This window comes from Pseudomonas sp. GW822-FHT02G04 (assembly GCF_058802085.1).
In genome coordinates this window covers 70,645-91,322 of record NZ_JBXANU010000008.1, presented here as the reverse complement: position 1 = coordinate 91,322, position 20,678 = coordinate 70,645, and the positions used below count along the sequence as shown (strand labels likewise).

The following is a 20,678-nucleotide window of genomic DNA, read 5'->3' as shown; positions in this document are numbered from 1 at the left end:
GCTCCCTGCGGGTTTTTGCAGCCACCTTAATGGTGGTCGATGAAGCTTTTGTTGCAGCGCCTACAGGCTAAAGCGGTGTACCCAGCAGGATGTTCGACGGCGCGAACTGCACCTGCACCGCTTTACCGGCGGCAAGCCCGAGGTTTTTCAGGTGCAGCGGCTCGGCCAGGGCGCAAAGTGTCTGGCCATTGGGCAGGTTGATGCGCACTTCGCTGGGGCCGTCTTCGGCGTCGAGGATTTCTTCGATCGTGCCCTTCAGGCAATTGTTGCCGGATGTTGCGGCTTGATCGACGCTCAGCAGTTCCAGCCAACCGGCCTTGATCAGTGCGACCACTTCGGTGCCGGTTTCCAGTTCCAGGCGCAGGGTGCTGTCGTGAGTGATCTGCGCATCGATACGCAAGCCTTCGGCCAGTTCAAGACGGATCCGGTCGTTGCGCCCCTGTGCATCGATCGCCACGACCTTGCCGTGCAGTTGATTGCGCGCGCTGGTTCTGAGCATCAGTCGACCGAGCAGGTCCAGGTCGCTGGCTTCTTCAGCGGCTTCCAGTACCTGGGCCTGCAAGGCTTGCAGCTTTTGATACAGGCGCAACACGCGCTCGCCTTCGCTGGACAATTTGGCGCCACCGCCGCCCTTGCCACCAACGCTGCGCTCCACCAGTGGTTTCTGCGCGAGGTTGTTCAGCTCGTCGATGGCGTCCCACGCGGCCTTGTAACTCAGGCCGGCGCTTTTCGCGGCGCGGGTGATCGAGCCCTGTTCGGCGATGTGTTGCAGCAACGCGATGCGCTGCGGACGACGGACAATGTGCTGGGACAACAATGTAGGCAAGGACATGGCAAGGCGCTTTGGGCTGTGGCGATGGATGGGACGTTGGCGGCTTGGCGTGCGGGAGTCAAGTCAGGCCCCATCGCCAGGTTTTGGGGTACGGGCCAGGCAGTAGACGTCGATCCGCGTCGCGCCCGCCGCCATCAACAGGCGTGCCAGGGCCTGGGCAGTGGCGCCGGTGGTCAGTACATCGTCCACCAGTGCGAAGTGGCGACCTTTGACCGAAGTCTCGGGTGCCAGGGCGAAGGCGTGGCGCAGGTTCTTTTTACGTGCGTCGGCATTAAGGTCTTGTTGCGCGCTGGTGTCCTGAGTCCTCACCAACAGCGTTTCATCGCAAGGAATGTCGAGGCCGGCGCTGAGCCAGCGGGCGAGCATCGCCGCTTGGTTGAAACCCCGCTGGCGCAGCCGCTTGGGGGCCAGCGGTACCGGTATCAGCGCGTCGGGCCGATCCAGATCTTCATCGAAGCGATGTTGCAGGAACTGAGCAAGAAGTTCGGCGAGCAGGCGGCCAAACGGCCATTTTGCGCTGTGCTTGAAGCGGGTGATCAAACTGTCGACGGGAAAGCTGTAAGTCCAGGGAGCGGCGACTCGCTCGAAGGCTGGCGGTTGTTTCAGGCATTGGCCGCACGTCAGGCCCGTGGCGGGCAAGGGCAGGGCGCAGGTTTGGCATTGATCGCCCAGCCAGGGCAGCTCGGTTTCGCAGGCCATGCAGATCGGTAGGGTGTCGTCCGCGATCTCTGAGCAGAGCAAGCAGGATTGTTTGTTTTTTAACCAGATGTAAACCGGCCCTTCGTATCGTGGTTGACAGTGCATGAGTCTTCCTTAAATATGCCGAACATCCGTGTCGCGTCTGTGGGTATTCCAATCCCCAGCCGCTTGCCAAGCATAACCAAGGAATCGCCCATGAGCGCCAGCACCACTGCCACCCTGCGTCACGACTGGTCTTTGGCTGAAGTCAAAGCACTCTTCGTTCAGCCATTCAATGACCTGTTGTTCCAGGCGCAGACGGTGCACCGCGCGCATTTCGACGCCAATCGCGTCCAGGTTTCCACCCTGCTGTCGATCAAGACCGGCGCCTGCCCTGAAGATTGCAAATATTGTCCGCAGTCGGGCCACTACAACACTGGCCTGGAAAAAGAAAAACTGATGGAAGTGCAGAAGGTCCTCGAAGAGGCTGCTCGCGCCAAGGCCATCGGTTCGACCCGTTTCTGCATGGGCGCGGCGTGGAAACACCCGTCGGCCAAAGACATGCCTTACGTGCTGGAGATGGTCAAAGGCGTGAAGGCCATGGGCCTGGAAACCTGCATGACCCTCGGTCGTCTCGATCAGGACCAGACCGTCGCCCTGGCCGAAGCCGGCCTGGACTACTACAACCACAACCTCGACACCTCGCCTGAGTTCTACGGCAGCATCATCACCACCCGCACTTACAGCGAGCGCCTGCAAACCCTGGCCTACGTGCGTGATTCGGGGATGAAGATCTGCTCCGGCGGCATTCTCGGCATGGGCGAGTCCCTCGACGACCGCGCCAACCTGCTGATCCAGCTGGCCAACCTGCCGGAGCATCCAGAGTCGGTGCCGATCAACATGCTGGTGAAAGTCGCCGGCACGCCGCTGGAAAATGCCGACGACGTCGACCCGTTCGATTTCATCCGCATGCTCGCCGTTGCACGCATCCTGATGCCGAAATCCCACGTACGCCTGTCCGCCGGTCGCGAAGCGATGAACGAGCAGATGCAGGCCCTGGCGTTCTTTGCCGGCGCCAACTCGATTTTCTACGGCGAAAAACTGCTGACCACCGCCAACCCGCAGGCGGACAAGGACATGCAACTGTTCTCGCGTCTGGGCATCCTGCCGGAAGCCCGCGAAGAGCACGCCGACGAAGTGCATCAGGCCGCCATCGAACAGGCACTGGTGGAGCAGAAGAGCAGCGAGCAGTTCTATAACGCTGCTGTCTAATTCACGCGAAACCCTGTAGGAGCCGGCTTGCTGGCGATAGCATCACCACGGTCTGTCTGAATGACCGTGGTGATGCTATCGCCAGCAAGCCGGCTCCTACACTCTGATCTTCGAGGCCTGCATGTCTTTCGATCTCGCCGCACGCCTTGCTGCCCGTCGTGCCGAAAACCTTTATCGCCAACGCCCGCTGCTTGAAAGCCCTCAAGGCCCGGAAGTGGTGGTCGATGGTCAGCCGTTGCTGGCATTCTGTAACAACGATTACCTGGGCCTGGCCAATCACCCGCAAGTGATCGAAGCCTGGCGCGCCGGCGCGTCGCGTTGGGGCGTGGGCGGTGGAGCTTCGCATCTGGTGATCGGCCACAGCGGCCCGCATCACGCGCTGGAAGAAGCCCTTGCCGAATTCACCGGCCGCCCGCGCGCACTGCTGTTCACCACCGGCTACATGGCCAACCTCGGCGCGGTTACCGCATTGGTCGGGCAGGGTGATACGGTGCTGGAAGATCGTCTCAATCACGCGTCGTTGCTGGATGCCGGTTTGCTGTCCGGTGCGCGTTTCAATCGCTATCTGCATAACGACGCGGCCAGTCTGGCCAAACGCCTTGAGAAGGCCACCGGCAATACGCTGGTGGTCACCGACGGCGTGTTCAGCATGGACGGCGACATCGCCGACTTGCCGGCGCTGGCGCGGGAAGCCAAGGCCAAAGGTGCCTGGTTGATGGTCGATGACGCGCACGGTTTTGGCCCGCTGGGTGCCAACGGTGGCGGAATAGTCGAGCATTTCGGCCTGAGTCAGGACGATGTGCCGGTATTGGTCGGCACCCTCGGTAAAGCGTTCGGTACGGCCGGTGCTTTTGTGGCTGGCAGTGAAGAGTTGATCGAGAGCCTGATCCAGTTCGCTCGCCCTTACATCTACACCACCAGCCAACCGCCGGCGCTGGCTTGCGCGACGTTGAAAAGCCTGGAGTTGTTGCGCAGCGAACACTGGCGACGTGAGCATTTGCAGGCGCTGATTCGCCAGTTCCGCCAAGGCGCCGAGCAGATTGGCCTGGAATTGATGGACAGCTTCACGCCGATCCAGCCGATCATGATTGGCGACGCCGGGCGCGCGGTCCGGCTGTCTCAGATGCTGCGTGAGCGTGGCCTGATGGTGACCGCGATCCGTCCACCGACCGTGCCCGCCGGCAGCGCCCGCTTGCGCGTCACCCTGACTGCCGCTCACAGCGAGGAGCAGGTGCAGCTATTGTTAGATGGACTGGCCGATTGTTTTCAACAACTGGGACCGGAGCCAAGCCATGCGTGATCGTCTGATTCTGCTGCCGGGCTGGGGTCTCGGGATTTCTCCGCTGGAACCCTTGGCGGCGGCCTTGCAGGGTCTGGATGAGCACCTGCGCGTCGAGATCGAACCACTACCGGAACTGGAATCGAGCGACCTTGAAGAATGGCTCGATGAACTGGATTCGACGCTGCCCCAGGATGCCTGGCTCGGTGGCTGGTCATTGGGCGGCATGCTGGCATCCGAATTGGCGGCGAAGCGTGGTGACCGTTGCTGCGGTTTGGTGACCCTGGCGAGTAACCCTTCTTTTGTCGCCCATGAGCAGTGGTCGAGCGCGATGCCCGGCGAGACCTTCGACGCGTTTCTGGCCGGTTGCAAAGCCGACCCAGGCATGACGTTGAAACGTTTCTCGCTGCTGTGCACCCAAGGTGCCGCAGACCCGCGCGGGCTATCGCGGCTGTTGCTCGCTGGCGCACCGCTTTCGTCTCCGTCGGTGCTGATGAGCGGCCTGGAGTTGCTTGCACAGCTGGATACCCGGCAAGCATTACAGGCGTTTCGCGGTCCGCAATTGCACTTGTTCGGTGGCCTCGACGGATTGGTTCCGGCCGAAGCGGCGGGGGATATGCTGGCGCTGCTGCCGGATGTCGAAATCGGTCTGATTGAACAGGCCAGCCACGCGTTTCTTCTGGAAGACCCCCACGGTGTGGCGGGGGCGATTCAGGCCTTTTTGCATGAGTCCGGTGATGACTGATTTGTCCCTTCCCAACTTGCCCGGCGGCTTGCCCGATAAACGCCAGGTAGCGGCGTCCTTTTCCCGAGCGGCGGCGAGCTACGACAGCGTGGCCGAATTGCAGCGCGACGTTGGCAATGAATTGTTGCGTCGCTTGCCGGAGGATTTTGTCCCGGCTCGATGGCTGGACATGGGCTGTGGCACCGGGTATTTCAGCCGTGCGCTCGGTGAGCGTTTTCCTGCCGGCAACGGGCTGGCCCTTGATATTGCAGAGGGGATGCTCAATCACGCCCGTCCCTTGGGCGGCGCCAACCATTTCATCGCGGGTGATGCCGAACGCTTGCCGTTGCAGGATTCGATCTGCGATCTGGTCTTCTCCAGCCTGGCGGTGCAATGGTGCGCGGATTTCGCCTCGGTGCTCAGTGAAGCGAATCGAGTGCTGAAACCGGGCGGTATTTTCGCGTTTGCTAGTCTGTGTGTAGGCACACTGTACGAATTGCGCGACAGCTGGCGTCAGGTGGATGGCATGGTGCACGTCAACCGCTTCCGCGAGTTCGGTGTTTACCAGCAGCTTTGCACGGGCAGTGGCTTGAAGGTCGTCAGCCTTGAAACACATCCTCATGTGTTGCATTACCCCGATGTCCGCAGCCTGACCCACGAGCTCAAGGCACTCGGGGCGCATAACCTGAACCCCGGTCGGCCAGGCGGTTTGACCGGCAGGGCGCGGATCCTCGGCTTGATCGAGGCTTACGAGCAGTTTCGTCAGGCACAGGGACTGCCGGCGACTTATCAAGTGGTTTACGCCGTGCTGGAGAAACCCTTATGAGCGCAGCCTATTTCATCACCGGTACTGACACCGATGTCGGCAAGACTACCGTCGCCGCAGGTTTGCTGCATGCCGCACGATTGGCAGGCTTGAGCACGGCGGCGGGTAAGCCGGTAGCCTCCGGGTGTGAGCTGACGCCCAAGGGTTTGCGCAACGCCGACGCACTGGCACTGCTGGCCGAATGCTCGATACCGTTGACCTATGATCAGGTCAATCCGGTCGCGTTCGAGCCGGCGATCGCACCGCATCTGGCGGCGCGGGAGGCTGGCGTGGCGCTGACCGTGCAATCGTTGCTGGCACCAATGCGGCAGGTTCTCGATCTGCAGGCGGACTTCACCTTGATCGAAGGCGCTGGCGGCTGGCGAGTGCCGTTGGCGGATCAAGACAATCTGTCAGATCTGGCCATGGCGCTGGATCTGCCGGTGATCCTGGTGGTCGGCGTGCGCCTGGGCTGCATCAACCATGCGCTGCTGACGGCTGAGGCGATTGCTCGGGATGGTTTGCAGTTGGCAGGGTGGGTGGCGAACATCATCGATCCGAAGACCTCGCGTCTTGAAGAGAACCTTGCGACGCTGGCCGAGCGCATTCCCGCGCCGTGTCTGGGGCGGGTGCCGAAACTCAAGTCGGTGACAGCCGAAGCGGTGGCCGAGCATCTTCAGCTGGATCTGCTGGACTGAAGTTTTTGGCTTGGGTTTTACCTATGATAAGGCACTGTGCCATTAGTGTTTTTGTCGGGCCTTTTGGCGGCGTGTCTGGTTCAATGGTCGCTGTTGATCCTTTGTAGGACGAGTTCCCCCATGGAAATCTCAGGAAACACCGCTTTTTATGCCGGTCTGAGCACTATTCAGACAGGGCAGAACCGTGTCGATCAGGCTTCGGGGCAGATCGCCAACAACACCATCGAGCGTTCGGTCACCAGTCAGTCCTCCGAGGTTCAGGTCGATCGTCTGCGCTCGGTAGACCGCAGCCAGCAATCGGATCTGGCCAGCAATGTGGTCGAGATGTCTCAAGGCAAGTTCCAGGTGGAACTTGGCGTCAAAGTCGCCAAGGCATCCGATGAAATGCTCGGTACGTTGATCGATACCTTCGCCTGATTCCTCATTGAATTCACTACCTCAGCGCCGCGCCTGTTCGCGGCGTTTTTCTGCGTAAGTCCTTCTGCCTCAACTAATCTCTCCTACATGACGTGTTGCTCAATCAACGACGTTGCGCAACTGCGCGCCCGTGATTTCCATAGATCGAAGACGAACGGCAAAAGATCGGCGCTTGACAAGATTTGGGCGTAAACGTATGTTTCAAACAACTGTTTGACCGTCACAACAAATCACCACGGTCGTTCATTCCCGGTTACATCAGCAGAGGTTTATCGCTATGCCTGACTACAAGGCCCCCTTGCGTGATATTCGCTTCGTTCGTGACGAACTGCTCGGCTACGAAGCGCACTATCAGAGCCTTCCGGCTTGCCAGGACGCAACTCCGGACATGGTTGACGCCATTCTCGAAGAAGGCGCCAAGTTTTGTGAGCAGGTGCTGGCGCCGCTGAACCGCGTGGGTGACACCGAAGGCTGCACCTGGAGCGAGTCCGGCGTTAAAACCCCGACCGGCTTCAAAGAAGCCTACAAGCAATTCGTTGAAGGCGGCTGGCCAAGCCTGGCCCACGACGTAGAGCACGGCGGCCAGGGCCTGCCGGAGTCTCTGGGCCTGGCTGTCAGCGAAATGGTGGGTGAAGCCAACTGGTCGTGGGGCATGTACCCAGGCCTGTCCCATGGCGCGATGAACACCATTTCCGAACACGGCACGCCTGAGCAGCAAGAGGCTTACCTGACCAAACTGGTTTCCGGCGAATGGACCGGCACCATGTGCCTGACCGAACCGCACTGCGGCACCGACCTGGGCATGCTGCACACCAAGGCCGAACCTCAGGCCGACGGCTCCTACAAAGTGTCCGGCACCAAGATCTTTATCTCGGCCGGCGAACACGACATGGCCGACAACATCGTCCACATCGTTCTGGCACGTCTGCCGGACGCACCGGCCGGCACCAAGGGCATCTCGCTGTTCATCGTGCCGAAATTCCTGCCGAACGCAGACGGCTCGATCGGCGCGCGCAACGCTGTGAGCTGCGGTTCCCTGGAACACAAGATGGGCATCCACGGCAACGCCACCTGCGTGATGAACTTCGACGCGGCCACCGGTTACCTGATCGGCCCGGCGAACAAAGGCCTGAACTGCATGTTCACCTTCATGAACACCGCACGTCTGGGTACCGCGCTGCAAGGTCTGGCACACGCCGAGATCGGCTTCCAGGGCGGCCTGAAATACGCTCGCGATCGTCTGCAAATGCGTTCCCTGACTGGCCCGAAAGCGCCGGACAAAGCCGCTGACCCGATCATCGTTCATCCTGATGTACGTCGCATGCTGTTGACCATGAAGGCGTTCGCCGAAGGCAACCGTGCGATGGTTTACTTCACCGCCAAGCAAGTTGACATCGTCAAGTACGGCGTCGATGAAGAAGAGAAGAAGAAAGCCGACGCATTGCTGGCTTTCATGACGCCGATCGCCAAAGCCTTCATGACTGAAGTCGGTTTCGAATCCGCCAACCACGGCGTGCAGATCTACGGCGGTCACGGCTTCATCGCCGAGTGGGGCATGGAGCAGAACGTTCGCGACAGCCGCATTTCGATGCTGTACGAAGGCACCACCGGCATCCAGGCACTCGACCTGCTGGGCCGTAAAGTGCTGATGACTCAAGGCGAAGCGCTCAAAGGTTTCACCAAGATCGTCCACAAGTTCTGCCAGAGCAACGAAGGCAACGACGCGGTCAAAGAGTTCGTCGAGCCATTGGCTGCACTGAACAAGGAGTGGGGCGAGCTGACCATGAAGGTCGGTATGGCGGCCATGAAAGACCGCGAAGAAGTCGGCGCGGCGTCGGTGGACTACCTGATGTACTCCGGTTACGCCTGCCTGGCCTACTTCTGGGCTGACATGGCGCGTCTGGCGGCCGAGAAACTGGCTGCCGGTACCACCGAAGAGGCGTTCTACACCGCCAAGCTGCAGACTGCGCGCTTCTACTTCCAGCGCATCCTGCCGCGTACCCGCACTCACGTTGCAACCATGCTGTCGGGCGCCAACAACCTGATGGACATGAAAGAAGAAGACTTCGCCCTGGGTTACTAAGCCCTACGCAGTCTCTTCACAAAGCCGCTGCTTTCTCGGGAGCAGCGGCTTTTTTTATGCCCGACGCAAACGATCACGTCTGTAAATATTCGACTAAAACGCTAAGAAGAACGACTTTGCTGCCGTTAAAGAGGCTGCGATGTGACGCCCGTCACATTGCACGTGCTTAGCTGCTCCAAATGCAGGCACAATGCCATCTTTGTTTGCCGGGTCGGAGCTTTACCCTTGCCGCGTTCTTCCGCTGTACGTTTCAGCCATTTTTTGCCATCGCTGCTGTTGTTGCTCGCGGGGCTTGCGGCTGCCTACGTCAAGGATCTCAACGTCTTCTTCACTTCTCTGTTCAACGTGCTGCCCACTCTGGTGCTGTTGCTCGGTGGTGCATATTGCGCGGTTTACCGACGTCAGCGTGAACTGTTTCTGATGGTCACGGTGTACATTGCCTACTTCCTGCTCGACACCCAGACTGACTATTACCGCGACAACGGCAAGGTTCGTGAAGACGCCGCTGTGGTGTTCCATCTGTGCTGTCTGTTGTTGCCGTTGCTGTTTGGCTTGTTCGCCGCCTGGCAAGAGCGTACTCACCTGTTCCAGGACATGGTGGCGCGCTTCGCTGTGTTGTTGGCGTTCGGCAGCGTGGCGCTGGGGCTGGAGCAAAGTTACCCACAGGCGCTGCTGATGTGGCTGTCAGAGATCCGCTGGCCGTCGTTGCATGGTGCGTGGATGAGCCTGATCCAATTGTCTTATCCCGTGTTCATCGCCTCGTTCCTGTTACTGGCCTGGCAATACTGGCGCAACCCAAGACCCTTGCACGCTGCGCAATTGGTGGGGCTGTTGGGATTGTTCTGGATGTTGCCAAAAACCTTCATCCTGCCCTTCACCCTGAACATCATGTGCAGCCAGGTGATGTTGATGATTGCTGCCGCAGTTGCGCATGAGGCCTATCAAATGGCCTTCCGCGACGAACTCACCGGCCTGCCGGGGCGCCGCGCCCTGAATGAACGCATGCAACGGCTGGGGCGCAATTATGTGCTGGCCATGAGCGACGTTGATCACTTCAAGAAATTCAACGACACCCACGGTCACGATGTCGGCGACCAAGTGTTGCGACTGGTGGCCAGCAAGCTGTCGAAAATCAGTGGTGGCGGTAGGGCATATCGCTACGGCGGTGAGGAATTTGCCCTGGTGTTCGCAGGCAAGACCCTCGAAGAGTGCATGCCGCACCTGGAAGTCATCCGCGAATCCATCGCCACTTACAATATCCAGCTGCGCAATCAGGACAGTCGTCCCCAGGATGACCAGCAGGGACGCCAGCGTCGCGCGGGTTCGGGCGCCTCGAGTGTTTCGGTCACCGTCAGCATCGGCGTCGCCGAACGGCTGGAACAACGCACCCCTGAAGAAGTGCTCAAATCCGCCGACCAGGCGCTCTACAGCGCCAAGGGCGCGGGGCGAAACTGTGTGATGGCATTCGGTCAGAACCGCCGTGGCGCGGTGCGCATGGACACTGCTGCGGGTTGAGTGATGATGGCGCATTCAGCGTCTGGACTGTGATTGTGGGGCGTGGTGCACGGCAGTAGGTTTGAGCCATCTGCTGCCGGAGAAATGACCATGCCCGAGTACAAAGCTCCCCTGCGCGACATGCGCTTTCTGATCGATCACGTCTTTGATTTTCACAGCAACTACGCCGCGCTGGGGGCCACCGATGCCAGCCCGGACATGGTCAATGCGATCCTCGAAGAAGGTGCGAAATTCTGCGAGAACGTTCTCGCACCGCTGAACCGCAGTGGCGACGAAGAAGGCTGCCATTTCGACAACGGTGTAGTCACAACGCCTACAGGCTTCAAGCAAGCATTCGCACAATACGTGGAAGGCGGCTGGCATGGTCTGGCGGCGGATCCGGCTTACGGCGGTCAGGGCTTGCCAAGTTCCTTGGGGCTGGTCATCAGCGAAATGGTCGGCTCCAGCAACACGTCCTGGGGCATGTACCCCGGCCTGACCCACGGTGCGATGTCGGCCATCCATGCCCATGGCACTGAAGAACAGAAACAGACCTATCTGAGCAAGCTCACCGCAGGCCAATGGACCGGCACCATGTGCCTGACCGAAGCCCATTGCGGCACCGATCTGGGCATCATCAAGACCCGCGCCGTGCCTCAGGCCGACGGCAGTTATGCGATCTCCGGCAGCAAAATATTTATCTCCGCCGGCGAACACGACATGAGTGACAACATCATTCACCTGGTACTGGCCAAACTGCCGGACGCGCCAGCGGGGACCAAAGGCATTTCGTTGTTTATCGTGCCCAAATTCCTACCCAATGCCGAGGGCGAGGCGGGCGAGCGCAATGGCGTTTCCTGTGGCTCGATCGAACACAAAATGGGCATCAAGGCCTCGGCCACCTGCGTGCTGAATTTCGATGACGCCAAGGGATTCTTGATCGGTGAGCCGAACAAGGGCCTGAACTGCATGTTCACCATGATGAACCACGCGCGGCTCGGCACCGGCATGCAAGGTTTGTGTCTGGGGGAGGCGAGCTTCCAGGGCGCGATTAAATACGCCAACGACCGCCTGCAAATGCGCTCGTTGACCGGCCCGAAAGCGCCGGAAAAACCTGCAGACCCGATCATCGTGCATCCCGATGTGCGCAGGATGTTGTTGACCATGAAGGCCTTCAACGAAGGTAACCGGGCGCTGACTTACTTCACCGCACAGTTGCTGGACGCTGCGCACCTGAGCCCGGATGAAACGGCGCGTCAGGACGCCGAGGATTTGCTGGCGTTCCTCACACCGATCTGCAAAGCCTTCATGACCGACACCGGGCTGGAGGTGACCAACCTTGGCATGCAGGTGTTTGGCGGCCACGGTTTCATTCGTGAGTGGGGCATGGAGCAGTTGGTTCGCGACTGCCGGATCGCGCCGATCTACGAAGGCACCAACGGCATTCAGGCACTGGATCTGCTTGGGCGCAAAGTCCTTGGCAGTCAGGGAAAACTGCTGCGCGGCTTTACCAAAATCGTCCATAAGTTCTGTGCGGCAAACACTGAGCATCCGCAACTCGGCAGTTATGTGGTGCAACTCAACGGTCTGAATCAGCAGTGGGGCGAGTTGACCACCAGGATCGGCATGGCCGCGATGAAAAATCCGGATGAGGTCGGCGCCGCCTCGGTGGATTACCTGATGTACAGCGGCTACATCATCCTCGGCTACCTGTGGCTACGCATGGCGCTGGTGGCTCAGGCGCAGTTGGAGTCGGGCAGCGCTGATGCCGATTACTGCCGAGGAAAACTGGCGACCAGCGAGTTTTACTTCAAGCGTTTACTGCCGCGTACGGCTGCTCATCGGGCGGCCATCGAGGCGGGTAGCGATTGTCTGATGAAGCTGCCGGCGGAGTTGTTTGCACTTTAATCATTCAAATCAGCCATAAAGAAGCCCGCCTCGCTGCGGGCTTCTTTATGGGGGAGCAAGCCGGTGACTAAAAATAACAAAATGGTCATAGGCTGACCCTATGTGTCGTAAAAGTTGTTGAGGTACACTCGGACACAGCGAAATCACTATTCCTACGAACCACCTGTTTAGATCTTGCGAGGTTTGCCATGGCTGACTACAAAGCGCCCCTGCGCGATATGCGCTTCGTCCTCAATGAAGTTTTCGAGGTCGCCAAACTCTGGGCCGAACTGCCTGCGCTCGCCGAGACCGTCGATGCTGAAACTGTCGAGGCCATTCTGGAAGAAGCCGGCAAGGTCACCAGCAAAAGCATCGCGCCCCTGAGCCGAGCGGCTGACGAAGAAGGTTGCCACTGGGCCGACGGTGCCGTCAGCACCCCGGCTGGTTTCCCACAGGCGTATCAGACCTACGCTGAAGGCGGTTGGGTCGGTGTCGGTGGCGATCCGACCTACGGTGGCATGGGCATGCCCAAGGCTGTTTCGGCGCAGGTCGAAGAAATGGTCAACTCCGCCAGCCTGTCGTTCGGTCTGTACCCGATGCTGACCGCCGGCGCCTGCCTGTCGATCAACGCCCACGCCAGCGAAGAGCTGAAAGCCGCGTACCTGCCGAACATGTACGCCGGTGTCTGGGCCGGTTCCATGTGCTTGACCGAGCCGCACGCCGGTACTGATCTGGGGATTATCCGCACCAAGGCCGAACCTCAGGCTGACGGTTCCTACAAGGTCAGCGGCACCAAGATCTTCATCACCGGCGGCGAGCACGACCTGACCAAAAACATCATCCACCTGGTACTGGCCAAACTGCCGGACGCGCCAGCAGGACCGAAAGGTATTTCGCTGTTCCTGGTGCCGAAGTTCATGGTCAATGCCGATGGCAGCCTCGGTGCGCGCAACCCGGCGACCTGCGGTTCGATCGAACACAAGATGGGCATCCAGGCGTCCGCGACCTGTGTGATGAACTTCGACGAAGCCGTGGGTTACCTGGTTGGCGAGCCGAACAAAGGCTTGGCGGCGATGTTCACCATGATGAACTACGAGCGCCTGGGTGTCGGCATCCAGGGCCTGGCCTCGGGTGAACGTTCCTACCAGAACGCCGTAGAATACGCCCGCGACCGTTTGCAAAGCCGTTCGCCGACCGGCGCGCAGAACAAGGACAAAGTGGCTGACCCGATCATCGTCCACCCGGACGTGCGTCGCATGCTGCTGACCATGAAAGCCTCGAACGAAGGCGGCCGTGCATTCTCCACTTACGTGGCGATGCAACTGGACACCGCCAAGTTCAGCGAAGACGCCACCACCCGCAAGCGTGCAGAAGACCAGGTCGCACTGTTGACGCCTGTGGCCAAGGCATTCCTGACCGACCTGGGGCTGGAAACCACGGTTCACGGCCAGCAGATTTTTGGCGGCCACGGCTACATCCGTGAGTGGGGCCAGGAGCAACTGGTTCGTGATGTACGCATCACGCAGATCTACGAAGGCACCAATGGTATTCAGGCGTTGGACCTTGTCGGGCGCAAGATCGTCGGCAGCGGCGGGGTGTTCTACAAACTGTTCACTGACGAGATTCGTCATTTCACCGCGACGGCCAGTGCTGATCTGACGGAGTTCACCAAACCGCTGAACGATGCAGTGGACACCCTCGACGATCTGACCGCATGGCTGCTGGACCGGGCGAAAAACAACCCGAACGAAATCGGCGCTGCTTCGGTCGAGTATCTACAAGCATTCGGTTACACAGCCTACGCCTACATGTGGGCACTGATGGCCAAGGCAGCCTTCGGTAAAGAAGCGCAGGACGATTTCTACGCGAGCAAACTCGGTACGGCGCGGTTCTATTTCGCCCGTCTGCTGCCGCGTATTCACTCGTTGAGTGCGTCGGTGAAGGCGGGTAGCGAGTCGCTGTTCCTGTTGGATGCAGGACAGTTCTGACTCTGTAACGTCATGTAAGCATTCTCTTACATGACGTGCTGCTGTTTTCCCATATGCGCAGATTGGATCCAGAGCTAATCTACTTCACATGGACGTCGCGCAGGAAGCGCAAAGCAACAACACGGACACGTAGGATTCTGCCAGGACGGCGGAGTGAAATGGATGTCAGGGAAACAGTCTGCAAAGCCCCGCTTCGGCGGGGTTTTCTTTTGGGCGCAAAAAAGTTCAGCTCAACCCGTCCAGGGCCGTCGGGCTACGCAAGTGCTCATCCATCACCTCTTCCAGCAATGTCCGCAACAACGCCAGCGAAGCCTGTTGCCGCTGCACATCCCGACACACCAACCCCACTTTCAGCGGCACCCGCGGCTCACTCAGTGGTTTCCACAGCAGCTCCTGGTCGCCATGGGTCTTTTGTGAGCGTCCGGGCAGCACGGTCGCCAGCCGCGTGTGCGGCAGGCTGTCGAGAATCCCCGTCATGTTGTTCAGCTCGGCCTGCACCTGCGGGCGACGTCCAAGGTTAGCCAATTGTGCCTGCCAGATCTGCCGTATCTGGAACTCTTCACCCAACAGCAACATGGGCAGCTCGGCGGCCTGACTCATGGAGACCTTCTTGAATTCGCGCAACGGATGGTCGGCCGGGATGACAAGGGTCAGCTCATCTTCGTACAACTGCACGCCGTGCAAACCCGGCTGACGGGGCGGCAGGTAACTGATGCCGATATCCAGCGAACCATTGAGTAGTCGCCGCTCGATTTCCAGGCCGGTCAGTTCATAGATCTGCACCACTAAATGCGGCTGTGCCTTGCGCACGCGTTCGAGCATTTGCGGCACCAGGCTGGAGTGGACGGTTTGCAGCACGCCAATGGCCAAGGTTCGGAGCGCCTTGCCCTTGAAATTGCCCAAGGCTTCGCGCGCGCGTTGCAGGCCATCGAGCAAGGGCAGGGCATGGTTGTACAACGTGTGGGCCGCCAGGGTTGGCAGCAGACGTTTGCTACTGCGTTCGAACAGGCTCACATCGAGGTTCTGTTCGAGTTGGCGGATCTGCTGGGACAACGCTGGCTGGGAGATTGAAAGTCGCTCGGCGGCCCGACCGACGTGGCCCTCTTCGTAGACCGCGACGAAATAACGCAGTTGTTTGAAATCCATAAGTAATACTTATCGAAAATGCTGAGAAATCGAAATGGCTCAGTGCCTTGCCTACGCCTAGTCTACCCCCATTCACAAGGCTTACAGGGCCAGAAAGCACGATGGATACCGTTTACGACGATGGTGTTTGCATAGGCAAGGCAAAAAACCTCGGACGAGATTTTATCCGATGAATCTGTTCAACCTGCGACGCAAGCCACCGAGCCTTGATGACCTGGCGATGGACACTTCCCTGCCCGCCAGAAGCGACAACTTTTCCAGAGAGTGCCTGATGCCCAGTGTCGAACGGCCGAAACAGATTTTCGTGCGTGGCCAAGGCTCCTGGCTGTGGGACAGCGATGACCGCGCTTATCTGGATTTCTCACAGGGTGGCGGCGCCAATAGCCTGGGACATAGCCCTTCAGCACTGGTCAAAGCGATTTCGGAACAGGCTCAGTCGCTGATCAATCCGGGTTTTGGACTGCACAACCGCGGCATGCTCAACCTTGCCGAAAGGCTCTGCGCCAGTACCGGCAGTGACCAGGCGTACCTGCTCAACAGTGGCAGCGAAGCCTGTGAGGCGGCGATCAAACTGGCGCGCAAATGGGGCCAGCGACATCGTGGCGGCGCTTCGCGAATCATCGTGGCCAGTAAAGGCTGTCATGGCCGTAGTCTCGGGACGATTTCGGCGTCGGACAGTTCGAATCTGATCAACCGATTCGAGCCACAGCTGCCGGGCTTCAGTCCTGTTCCGTTCAATGACCTGCCAGCCTTGCATGCGGCCGTGGATGCCCAGACAGTCGCGATCATGCTCGAACCGATCCAGAGCGAGGCCGGGGTGATTCCCGCCACCGAGCACTACCTCAAGGGTGTCGAGCGCCTGTGTCGAGAGCTTGGCATTCTGCTGATACACGACGAAGTGCAAACCGGCGTCGGTCGCTGCGGCGCCTTGCTCGCCGAACAGTCTTACGGCGTGCGGGCAGATATCGTGGTGCTCGGCAAAGGGCTCGGCGGTGGCGTGCCATTGGCGGCCTTGTTGGCGCGAGGCAAGGCCTGTTGTTTCGAAACTGGCGAAATGAGCGGCACTCATCATGGCAATGCGTTGATGAGTGCCGCCGGCCTTGTCGTGCTCGACAGCGTGCAGGACAAGGGCTTTCTCGACCATATGCGGGAAACCGCTCAGCATCTGGGCGAAGGCCTGAGTCGTCTGGCCCATCGCTATGGTCACGGCGAATTGCGCGGGCAAGGGCTGCTCTGGGGGCTTGATCTGTCCGACGATTCCGCCGACGCCGTAGTCAAGGCCGCGTTGTACGAAGGCTTGCTGCTCAATGCCCCGCAACCCGATTGCCTGCGCTTTACCCCGGCCCTCTCCGTCAGCAAGGCCAATATCGACGAAATGCTCCTGCGCCTGGCCCGCGCCTTCTCCCGCGTACGCACCGCGCAACTGCAGTGCCGCAAAGGTATTGCGGTTTGATCGGACCCGCCCTACACGAATTTCCGAACCGTCTCGCGGTATAACGCGTCGCCCCATGTTTGATTCTTTTCGCGTGGGGCGTTTTTTTGTCTCTGCGTTTTGCCGAAGGCATTTCAGTGCTTGAGCGATAGCGGGATCAATGGCTTTTTAGAGGGAGTCGGCAAGGAGTGCCGGTGCCAGCGAAACAACATGGTTGTGGCGATGGCTTTGAGCTCTATACCACTTAGTGGTATGTTTTATGGAAGGGATGCCGATGTCACCGAGGTTATTCAAGACAAAGCGTTTTGCGATGCAGGCCGGTAAGGCTTGGGTCGGTGATGAAGAGCTTCGGGAGGCATTCACCGAAATGCTCGAAGGCCAGGCGGACAATCTCGGCGGCGGGGTCTGGAAAAAACGTTTGAATGCCAACCGTCACCGCTCAATTGTTCTGGCAAAGGGTGGGCATTATTGGATCTATCAATTGCTGTTTGCCAAGAAGGATCGAAGCAATATCAGCCTTGCGGAGCTGACTCAACTGCGGGGATTAGCCAAGGTTTATGGCGCATTGACCGAGATGCAAGTCCAGCATTTGCTGGACACTAAGGAGTTTATGGAGATACCCCATGAGTAAGAAATTCAAAAGTGACGTGTTTGAGTCGGTACACGAGTCAGCCAGTGCTTTGTATGCCATTGGTGCCATCAGTAAGGCAACCATGCGCGAATTCGACGAGTCATGTCTTGCAACGGTTCCGGACACGATCCCGGCGGAGCAGATCAAAGCGTTACGTGAACGCAACAACGTCAGCCAGCCAGTGTTTGCGCGTTATTTGAACACCAGCGCATCGACAGTCAAGCAATGGGAGGCGGGAGCCAAACACCCCAGCGGTATGGCTCTGAAGTTGCTGAGTATCGTTCAGAAACACGGCCTGGAGATACTGGCCTGAAGCATCGCACTGAACCCTGACGAACACCGCAGGTTGATTAAATGAGGCGCTACGATTTCAGTCCGCCAATTCCATCACCCGCCGATAAAACAACCATTCCTGCTCCAGCGCGTGGGCCTGATTGCCGGCCTTGCGAAAGCCATGGCGTTCGTCGGCGTAGTAATGCGCTTCGACCAGAATGCCATTGTCCTGTAGCGCCTTGACCATGTCGCGGGTCTGTTGCGGCACCACCACGGCGTCCAGCTCACCCTGAAAGAAGATCATCGGAACGCTGATGTTGTTCGCGTGCAGCAGCGGCGTGCGCGCGGCGTAGCGTTCAGCGTCCTCTACCGGGTCGCCGATCAACCAGTCCAGATAATCGCCTTCGAACTTGTGGGTGACACGACCCAGCGCAACAGGATCGCTGACGCCATACAGGCTGGCGCCCGCACGAAACACCTTGTGGAAGGCCAGTGCGCACAACGCGGTGTACCCACCGGCGCTGCCTCCGCGGATGAACGCGTTGTTGCCATCGATCAGTCTGCGTTCGGCGAGGTAGCCGACCACTGCGCAGGCATCTTCCACGTCCACGTCGCCCCAACTCAAACGCAGCGCCTGGCGATAAGCGCGGCCGTAGCCGCTGCTGCCTCGGTAGTTGAGGTCGGCCACGGCGAAGCCGCGTTGTGCCCAATACTGGATTCGCGGGTCGAACATCGGGTAGCAGGCTGACGTCGGTCCGCCATGAATGAACACCACCAAGGGCGGTTGTGTGTCGCCTGTCATTGCCGGGTAGAAGAACCCGTGGGCCTCGCCCGAACCGCTCGGATAACGCAGGGTTTGCGGGCGGCTGATTTGTTCGGCGGGCAGTGGTGCAACGCCACCGGCGAGGGTCTTCACCTGCCGGGTCTTGCGGTCAATGGCAATCACCGACGCCGAACTGACTGGTGAAGCGGCGATGCAGTAGATGAACTGCTCATCCTGTGCGAGATGGCGGAAGCGGCTGTAGTCGCCGGTGAAATCCTCACAGGAGCCATCGCCATGACACAGCCGCAATCGGCCAAACCCGCCTTCGGTCCAACTCGCCAGATAAGTGTCTTCGCTCAGCGGTAACCAGGTGCAACCGCCCAGTTGCCAAGGCGCCGGTCCATGGTCGGCAGCAGCGCTGGGGAGTGGGCTCAGACCTTCTGTCGACTCCACCCACGGCTGCCAGAAACCGCCGCGATCGGTCAGACAATACAGACGGCCGCGGTCATCGAATCTCGGTTGTTGCAGCGACTCCTGAGCACCATCGCCGGCCACACAACGCGGCTGCGCAAAGGTGTGATCGCTCTGGAGCTCGGCAACCATCAGGCGAGTGGCGGTCCAGGGCTGATCCGGGCGATTCCACTCGATCCAGGCCAGACGCCGACCATCAGGGCTCAGGGTCGGTGCCGCGTAGAAATCGGCACCCTCGGCCAGCAGATGGCGTTGGCCGTCAGCCAGATCGATCGCCACCAGGCGATGTCGATCGCGGTTCTCTTCCACCGCCAGCACTTGCCCGTTGGCGAACTGCAGATCGCCGTAACGGCATTCACTTGAAGTCAGCACCTCAGGCGTCTCATCGCTCAGCGATTGCCGATACAGCTGCTGATCGGCCTCGTTGACGAATACCAGCCCGTCATCGGTCAGACAAAACGCGCCACCGCCATATTCATACACCCGGCTGCGCACACTGAAGGTGGGCGGCGTCAGACAATGCGCCTGACCGTCGCGCCACTGCCAGATCCGGCAGGCGGCATCTTCGGGGCGGTACTCGTTCCAGAACAGGCCGTGTGGCCCGACCTGCAACTCGGCGAAGTCGATGCCGGCCGCGACGGCCCTGGCGGCGCTCAAGGGTTCAGTTTTTGGCGATGAGGCGTGAGTTTCGTTCATTGCGAAAGGCCAGTTGTTCAATGGTCTGGGTCGCGTGCTCGGCTTCTTCGCGGGCCTTGAGGATCACGCCGTGATGTTCCGACTTGCTGCACACCGGGTCGGCATTGCTCGCGTCACCCGTGAGCATGAACGCCTGGCAACGGCAGCCGCCGAAGTCCTTTTCTTTTTCGTCGCAGGAGCGGCACGGCTCGGGCATCCAGTCGTAACCGCGAAAGCGGTTGAAGCCGAACGAGTCGTACCAGATGTGCTGCATGCTGTGGTCGCGCACGTTGGGAAACTGCACCGGCATCTGTCGGGCGCCGTGACAGGGCAGGGCGGTTCCGTCCGGCGTGACCGTCAGAAAAATACTGCCCCAGCCGTTCATGCAGGCTTTCGGACGTTCTTCGTAATAGTCCGGCGTCACGAAAATCAGCTTGCACGGATGCCCTTCGGCTTCCAGTTTTGCGCGGTATTCGTTGGTGATGCGTTCGGCGCGAACCAGTTGTTCCTTGGTCGGCAACAGGCCGACCCGATTGAGCTGCGCCCAACCATAGAACTGGCACGTCGCGAGTTCGACGAAGTCAGCCTCCAGGGCAATACACAGCTCGATGATCCGGTCGATCTTGTCGATGTTGTGCCGATGGGTGACGAAGTTCAGCACCATCGGGTAGCCGTGCGCCTTCACTGCTCGGGCCATTTCGAGTTTTTGCGCGAAGGCTTTTTTTGAGCCGGCCAACAGGTTGTTCACTTGCTCGTCGCTGGCCTGAAAACTGATCTGGATATGGTCCAGACCGGCCTTCTTGAAGTCGCTGATTTTCTGCTCGGTGAGGCCGATGCCGGAAGTGATCAGGTTGGTGTAGAACCCCAGCTTGCGTGCTTCGGCGATCAATTCGGCGAGGTCCTGGCGTACCAGCGGCTCACCACCGGAAAAGCCCAACTGCGCCGCGCCCATCTCCCGTGCTTCGCGAAAGACTTTGATCCACTGCTCGGTGGTCAATTCTTTGCCTTGCTCGGCGAAATCCAGTGGATTGGAGCAGTACGGGCATTGCAGCGGGCAGCGGTAAGTCAGTTCGGCCAGCAGCCACAGCGGCAGGCCGATTTCGGGTTTGGCTGGCAACTTGCCTGACGCA

The 20,678-nt window shown here is 59.6% G+C and carries 18 protein-coding genes; 13 read left to right on the top strand and 5 right to left on the bottom strand.

The window, feature by feature from the left end:
• Nucleotides 1-67: 67 nt before the first annotated feature.
• Entirely contained in the window at nt 68-832 is a 765-nt protein-coding gene (locus AC1RO5_RS13195) for a TOBE domain-containing protein (protein ID WP_493175358.1), read from the bottom strand.
• A gap of 63 nt (nt 833-895) precedes the next feature.
• On the bottom strand, nt 896-1,636 hold the full coding sequence (locus tag AC1RO5_RS13190) for a ComF family protein (RefSeq protein WP_493175354.1): 741 nt from the start codon (nt 1,634-1,636) through the stop codon (nt 896-898).
• A 90-nt stretch (nt 1,637-1,726) separates the two neighbouring features.
• Here AC1RO5_RS13190 and bioB point away from each other — a divergent pair, with 90 nt between their 5' ends.
• From bioB to AC1RO5_RS13140, 10 genes are all read left to right on the top strand, one after another.
• Nucleotides 1,727-2,782, top strand: a complete 1,056-nt coding sequence (bioB, locus tag AC1RO5_RS13185) for a biotin synthase BioB (RefSeq protein ID WP_008008198.1) — start codon at nt 1,727-1,729, stop codon at nt 2,780-2,782.
• A gap of 121 nt (nt 2,783-2,903) precedes the next feature.
• Nucleotides 2,904-4,082, top strand: coding sequence for an 8-amino-7-oxononanoate synthase (bioF, locus tag AC1RO5_RS13180; protein WP_493175352.1), 1,179 nt, complete (start codon nt 2,904-2,906; stop codon nt 4,080-4,082).
• A complete protein-coding gene (locus AC1RO5_RS13175; protein ID WP_493175350.1) occupies nt 4,075-4,806 on the top strand; it encodes an alpha/beta fold hydrolase in 732 nt (243 codons plus the stop codon). Before bioF ends, AC1RO5_RS13175 begins: the two co-directional genes overlap by 8 nt.
• Nucleotides 4,799-5,611, top strand: coding sequence for a malonyl-ACP O-methyltransferase BioC (bioC, locus tag AC1RO5_RS13170; RefSeq protein WP_493175348.1), 813 nt, complete (start codon nt 4,799-4,801; stop codon nt 5,609-5,611). The genes AC1RO5_RS13175 and bioC overlap by 8 nt, the downstream gene beginning before the upstream one ends.
• Nucleotides 5,608-6,288 (top strand): dethiobiotin synthase, encoded by a 681-nt coding sequence (gene bioD / locus AC1RO5_RS13165; protein ID WP_028940263.1) that lies wholly within the window; start codon nt 5,608-5,610, stop codon nt 6,286-6,288. The genes bioC and bioD overlap by 4 nt, the downstream gene beginning before the upstream one ends.
• Nucleotides 6,289-6,408: 120 nt before the next feature.
• Nucleotides 6,409-6,705: a hypothetical protein gene (locus AC1RO5_RS13160; RefSeq protein WP_007936482.1), complete on the top strand. Its 297-nt coding sequence runs from the start codon at nt 6,409-6,411 to the stop codon at nt 6,703-6,705.
• A gap of 277 nt (nt 6,706-6,982) precedes the next feature.
• Complete coding sequence (locus AC1RO5_RS13155) at nt 6,983-8,788, top strand: phenylacyl-CoA dehydrogenase (RefSeq protein ID WP_493175345.1); 1,806 nt, start codon at nt 6,983-6,985, stop codon at nt 8,786-8,788.
• A gap of 225 nt (nt 8,789-9,013) precedes the next feature.
• Nucleotides 9,014-10,303, top strand: coding sequence for a GGDEF domain-containing protein (locus AC1RO5_RS13150; RefSeq protein ID WP_493175343.1), 1,290 nt, complete (start codon nt 9,014-9,016; stop codon nt 10,301-10,303).
• A gap of 90 nt (nt 10,304-10,393) precedes the next feature.
• Nucleotides 10,394-12,190 carry an acyl-CoA dehydrogenase C-terminal domain-containing protein gene (locus AC1RO5_RS13145; protein WP_493175341.1) on the top strand — a complete coding sequence of 599 codons (1,797 nt, stop codon included), beginning with the start codon at nt 10,394-10,396 and terminating at the stop codon, nt 12,188-12,190.
• Nucleotides 12,191-12,378: 188 nt separating this feature from the next.
• Nucleotides 12,379-14,157, top strand: a complete 1,779-nt coding sequence (locus AC1RO5_RS13140; RefSeq protein WP_493175339.1) for an acyl-CoA dehydrogenase C-terminal domain-containing protein — start codon at nt 12,379-12,381, stop codon at nt 14,155-14,157.
• A gap of 225 nt (nt 14,158-14,382) precedes the next feature.
• Here the strand turns inward: AC1RO5_RS13140 and AC1RO5_RS13135 are convergent, their stop codons facing one another.
• Nucleotides 14,383-15,303 carry a LysR family transcriptional regulator gene (locus AC1RO5_RS13135; RefSeq protein WP_493175338.1) on the bottom strand — a complete coding sequence of 307 codons (921 nt, stop codon included), beginning with the start codon at nt 15,301-15,303 and terminating at the stop codon, nt 14,383-14,385.
• A gap of 169 nt (nt 15,304-15,472) precedes the next feature.
• On the opposite strand from AC1RO5_RS13135, the gene AC1RO5_RS13130 reads away from it, so the two are divergent.
• From AC1RO5_RS13130 to AC1RO5_RS13120, 3 genes are all read left to right on the top strand, one after another.
• Nucleotides 15,473-16,756, top strand: a complete 1,284-nt coding sequence (locus AC1RO5_RS13130) for an aspartate aminotransferase family protein (RefSeq protein ID WP_493175336.1) — start codon at nt 15,473-15,475, stop codon at nt 16,754-16,756.
• 253 nt (nt 16,757-17,009) lie between these two features.
• Nucleotides 17,010-17,366, top strand: a complete 357-nt coding sequence (locus AC1RO5_RS13125) for a type II toxin-antitoxin system RelE/ParE family toxin (protein ID WP_493175493.1) — start codon at nt 17,010-17,012, stop codon at nt 17,364-17,366.
• Complete coding sequence (locus AC1RO5_RS13120; protein WP_493175335.1) at nt 17,359-17,679, top strand: helix-turn-helix domain-containing protein; 321 nt, start codon at nt 17,359-17,361, stop codon at nt 17,677-17,679. The genes AC1RO5_RS13125 and AC1RO5_RS13120 overlap by 8 nt, the downstream gene beginning before the upstream one ends.
• A 57-nt stretch (nt 17,680-17,736) precedes the next feature.
• On the opposite strand, the gene AC1RO5_RS13115 is transcribed toward AC1RO5_RS13120, so the two are convergent.
• The gene (locus tag AC1RO5_RS13115; RefSeq protein ID WP_493175333.1) at nt 17,737-19,569 is read right to left on the bottom strand and encodes a S9 family peptidase; all 1,833 of its coding nucleotides are present in this window, start codon (nt 19,567-19,569) and stop codon (nt 17,737-17,739) included.
• Nucleotides 19,535-20,665 carry a pyrroloquinoline quinone biosynthesis protein PqqE gene (gene pqqE, locus AC1RO5_RS13110; protein ID WP_493175491.1) on the bottom strand — a complete coding sequence of 377 codons (1,131 nt, stop codon included), beginning with the start codon at nt 20,663-20,665 and terminating at the stop codon, nt 19,535-19,537. Before pqqE ends, AC1RO5_RS13115 begins: the two co-directional genes overlap by 35 nt.
• Between the last annotated feature and the right edge of the window lie 13 nt (nt 20,666-20,678).

Coding starts and splice junctions, on each gene's coding strand:
- AC1RO5_RS13195 (WP_493175358.1), bottom strand. CDS start 832: ATGTCCTTGCCTACATTGTTGTCCCAGCACATTGTCCGTCGTCCGCAG.
- AC1RO5_RS13190 (WP_493175354.1), bottom strand. CDS start 1,636: ATGCACTGTCAACCACGATACGAAGGGCCGGTTTACATCTGGTTAAAA.
- bioB (WP_008008198.1), top strand. CDS start 1,727: ATGAGCGCCAGCACCACTGCCACCCTGCGTCACGACTGGTCTTTGGCT.
- bioF (WP_493175352.1), top strand. CDS start 2,904: ATGTCTTTCGATCTCGCCGCACGCCTTGCTGCCCGTCGTGCCGAAAAC.
- AC1RO5_RS13175 (WP_493175350.1), top strand. CDS start 4,075: ATGCGTGATCGTCTGATTCTGCTGCCGGGCTGGGGTCTCGGGATTTCT.
- bioC (WP_493175348.1), top strand. CDS start 4,799: ATGACTGATTTGTCCCTTCCCAACTTGCCCGGCGGCTTGCCCGATAAA.
- bioD (WP_028940263.1), top strand. CDS start 5,608: ATGAGCGCAGCCTATTTCATCACCGGTACTGACACCGATGTCGGCAAG.
- AC1RO5_RS13160 (WP_007936482.1), top strand. CDS start 6,409: ATGGAAATCTCAGGAAACACCGCTTTTTATGCCGGTCTGAGCACTATT.
- AC1RO5_RS13155 (WP_493175345.1), top strand. CDS start 6,983: ATGCCTGACTACAAGGCCCCCTTGCGTGATATTCGCTTCGTTCGTGAC.
- AC1RO5_RS13145 (WP_493175341.1), top strand. CDS start 10,394: ATGCCCGAGTACAAAGCTCCCCTGCGCGACATGCGCTTTCTGATCGAT.
- AC1RO5_RS13140 (WP_493175339.1), top strand. CDS start 12,379: ATGGCTGACTACAAAGCGCCCCTGCGCGATATGCGCTTCGTCCTCAAT.
- AC1RO5_RS13135 (WP_493175338.1), bottom strand. CDS start 15,303: ATGGATTTCAAACAACTGCGTTATTTCGTCGCGGTCTACGAAGAGGGC.
- AC1RO5_RS13130 (WP_493175336.1), top strand. CDS start 15,473: ATGAATCTGTTCAACCTGCGACGCAAGCCACCGAGCCTTGATGACCTG.
- AC1RO5_RS13125 (WP_493175493.1), top strand. CDS start 17,010: ATGTCACCGAGGTTATTCAAGACAAAGCGTTTTGCGATGCAGGCCGGT.
- AC1RO5_RS13120 (WP_493175335.1), top strand. CDS start 17,359: ATGAGTAAGAAATTCAAAAGTGACGTGTTTGAGTCGGTACACGAGTCA.
- AC1RO5_RS13115 (WP_493175333.1), bottom strand. CDS start 19,569: ATGAACGAAACTCACGCCTCATCGCCAAAAACTGAACCCTTGAGCGCC.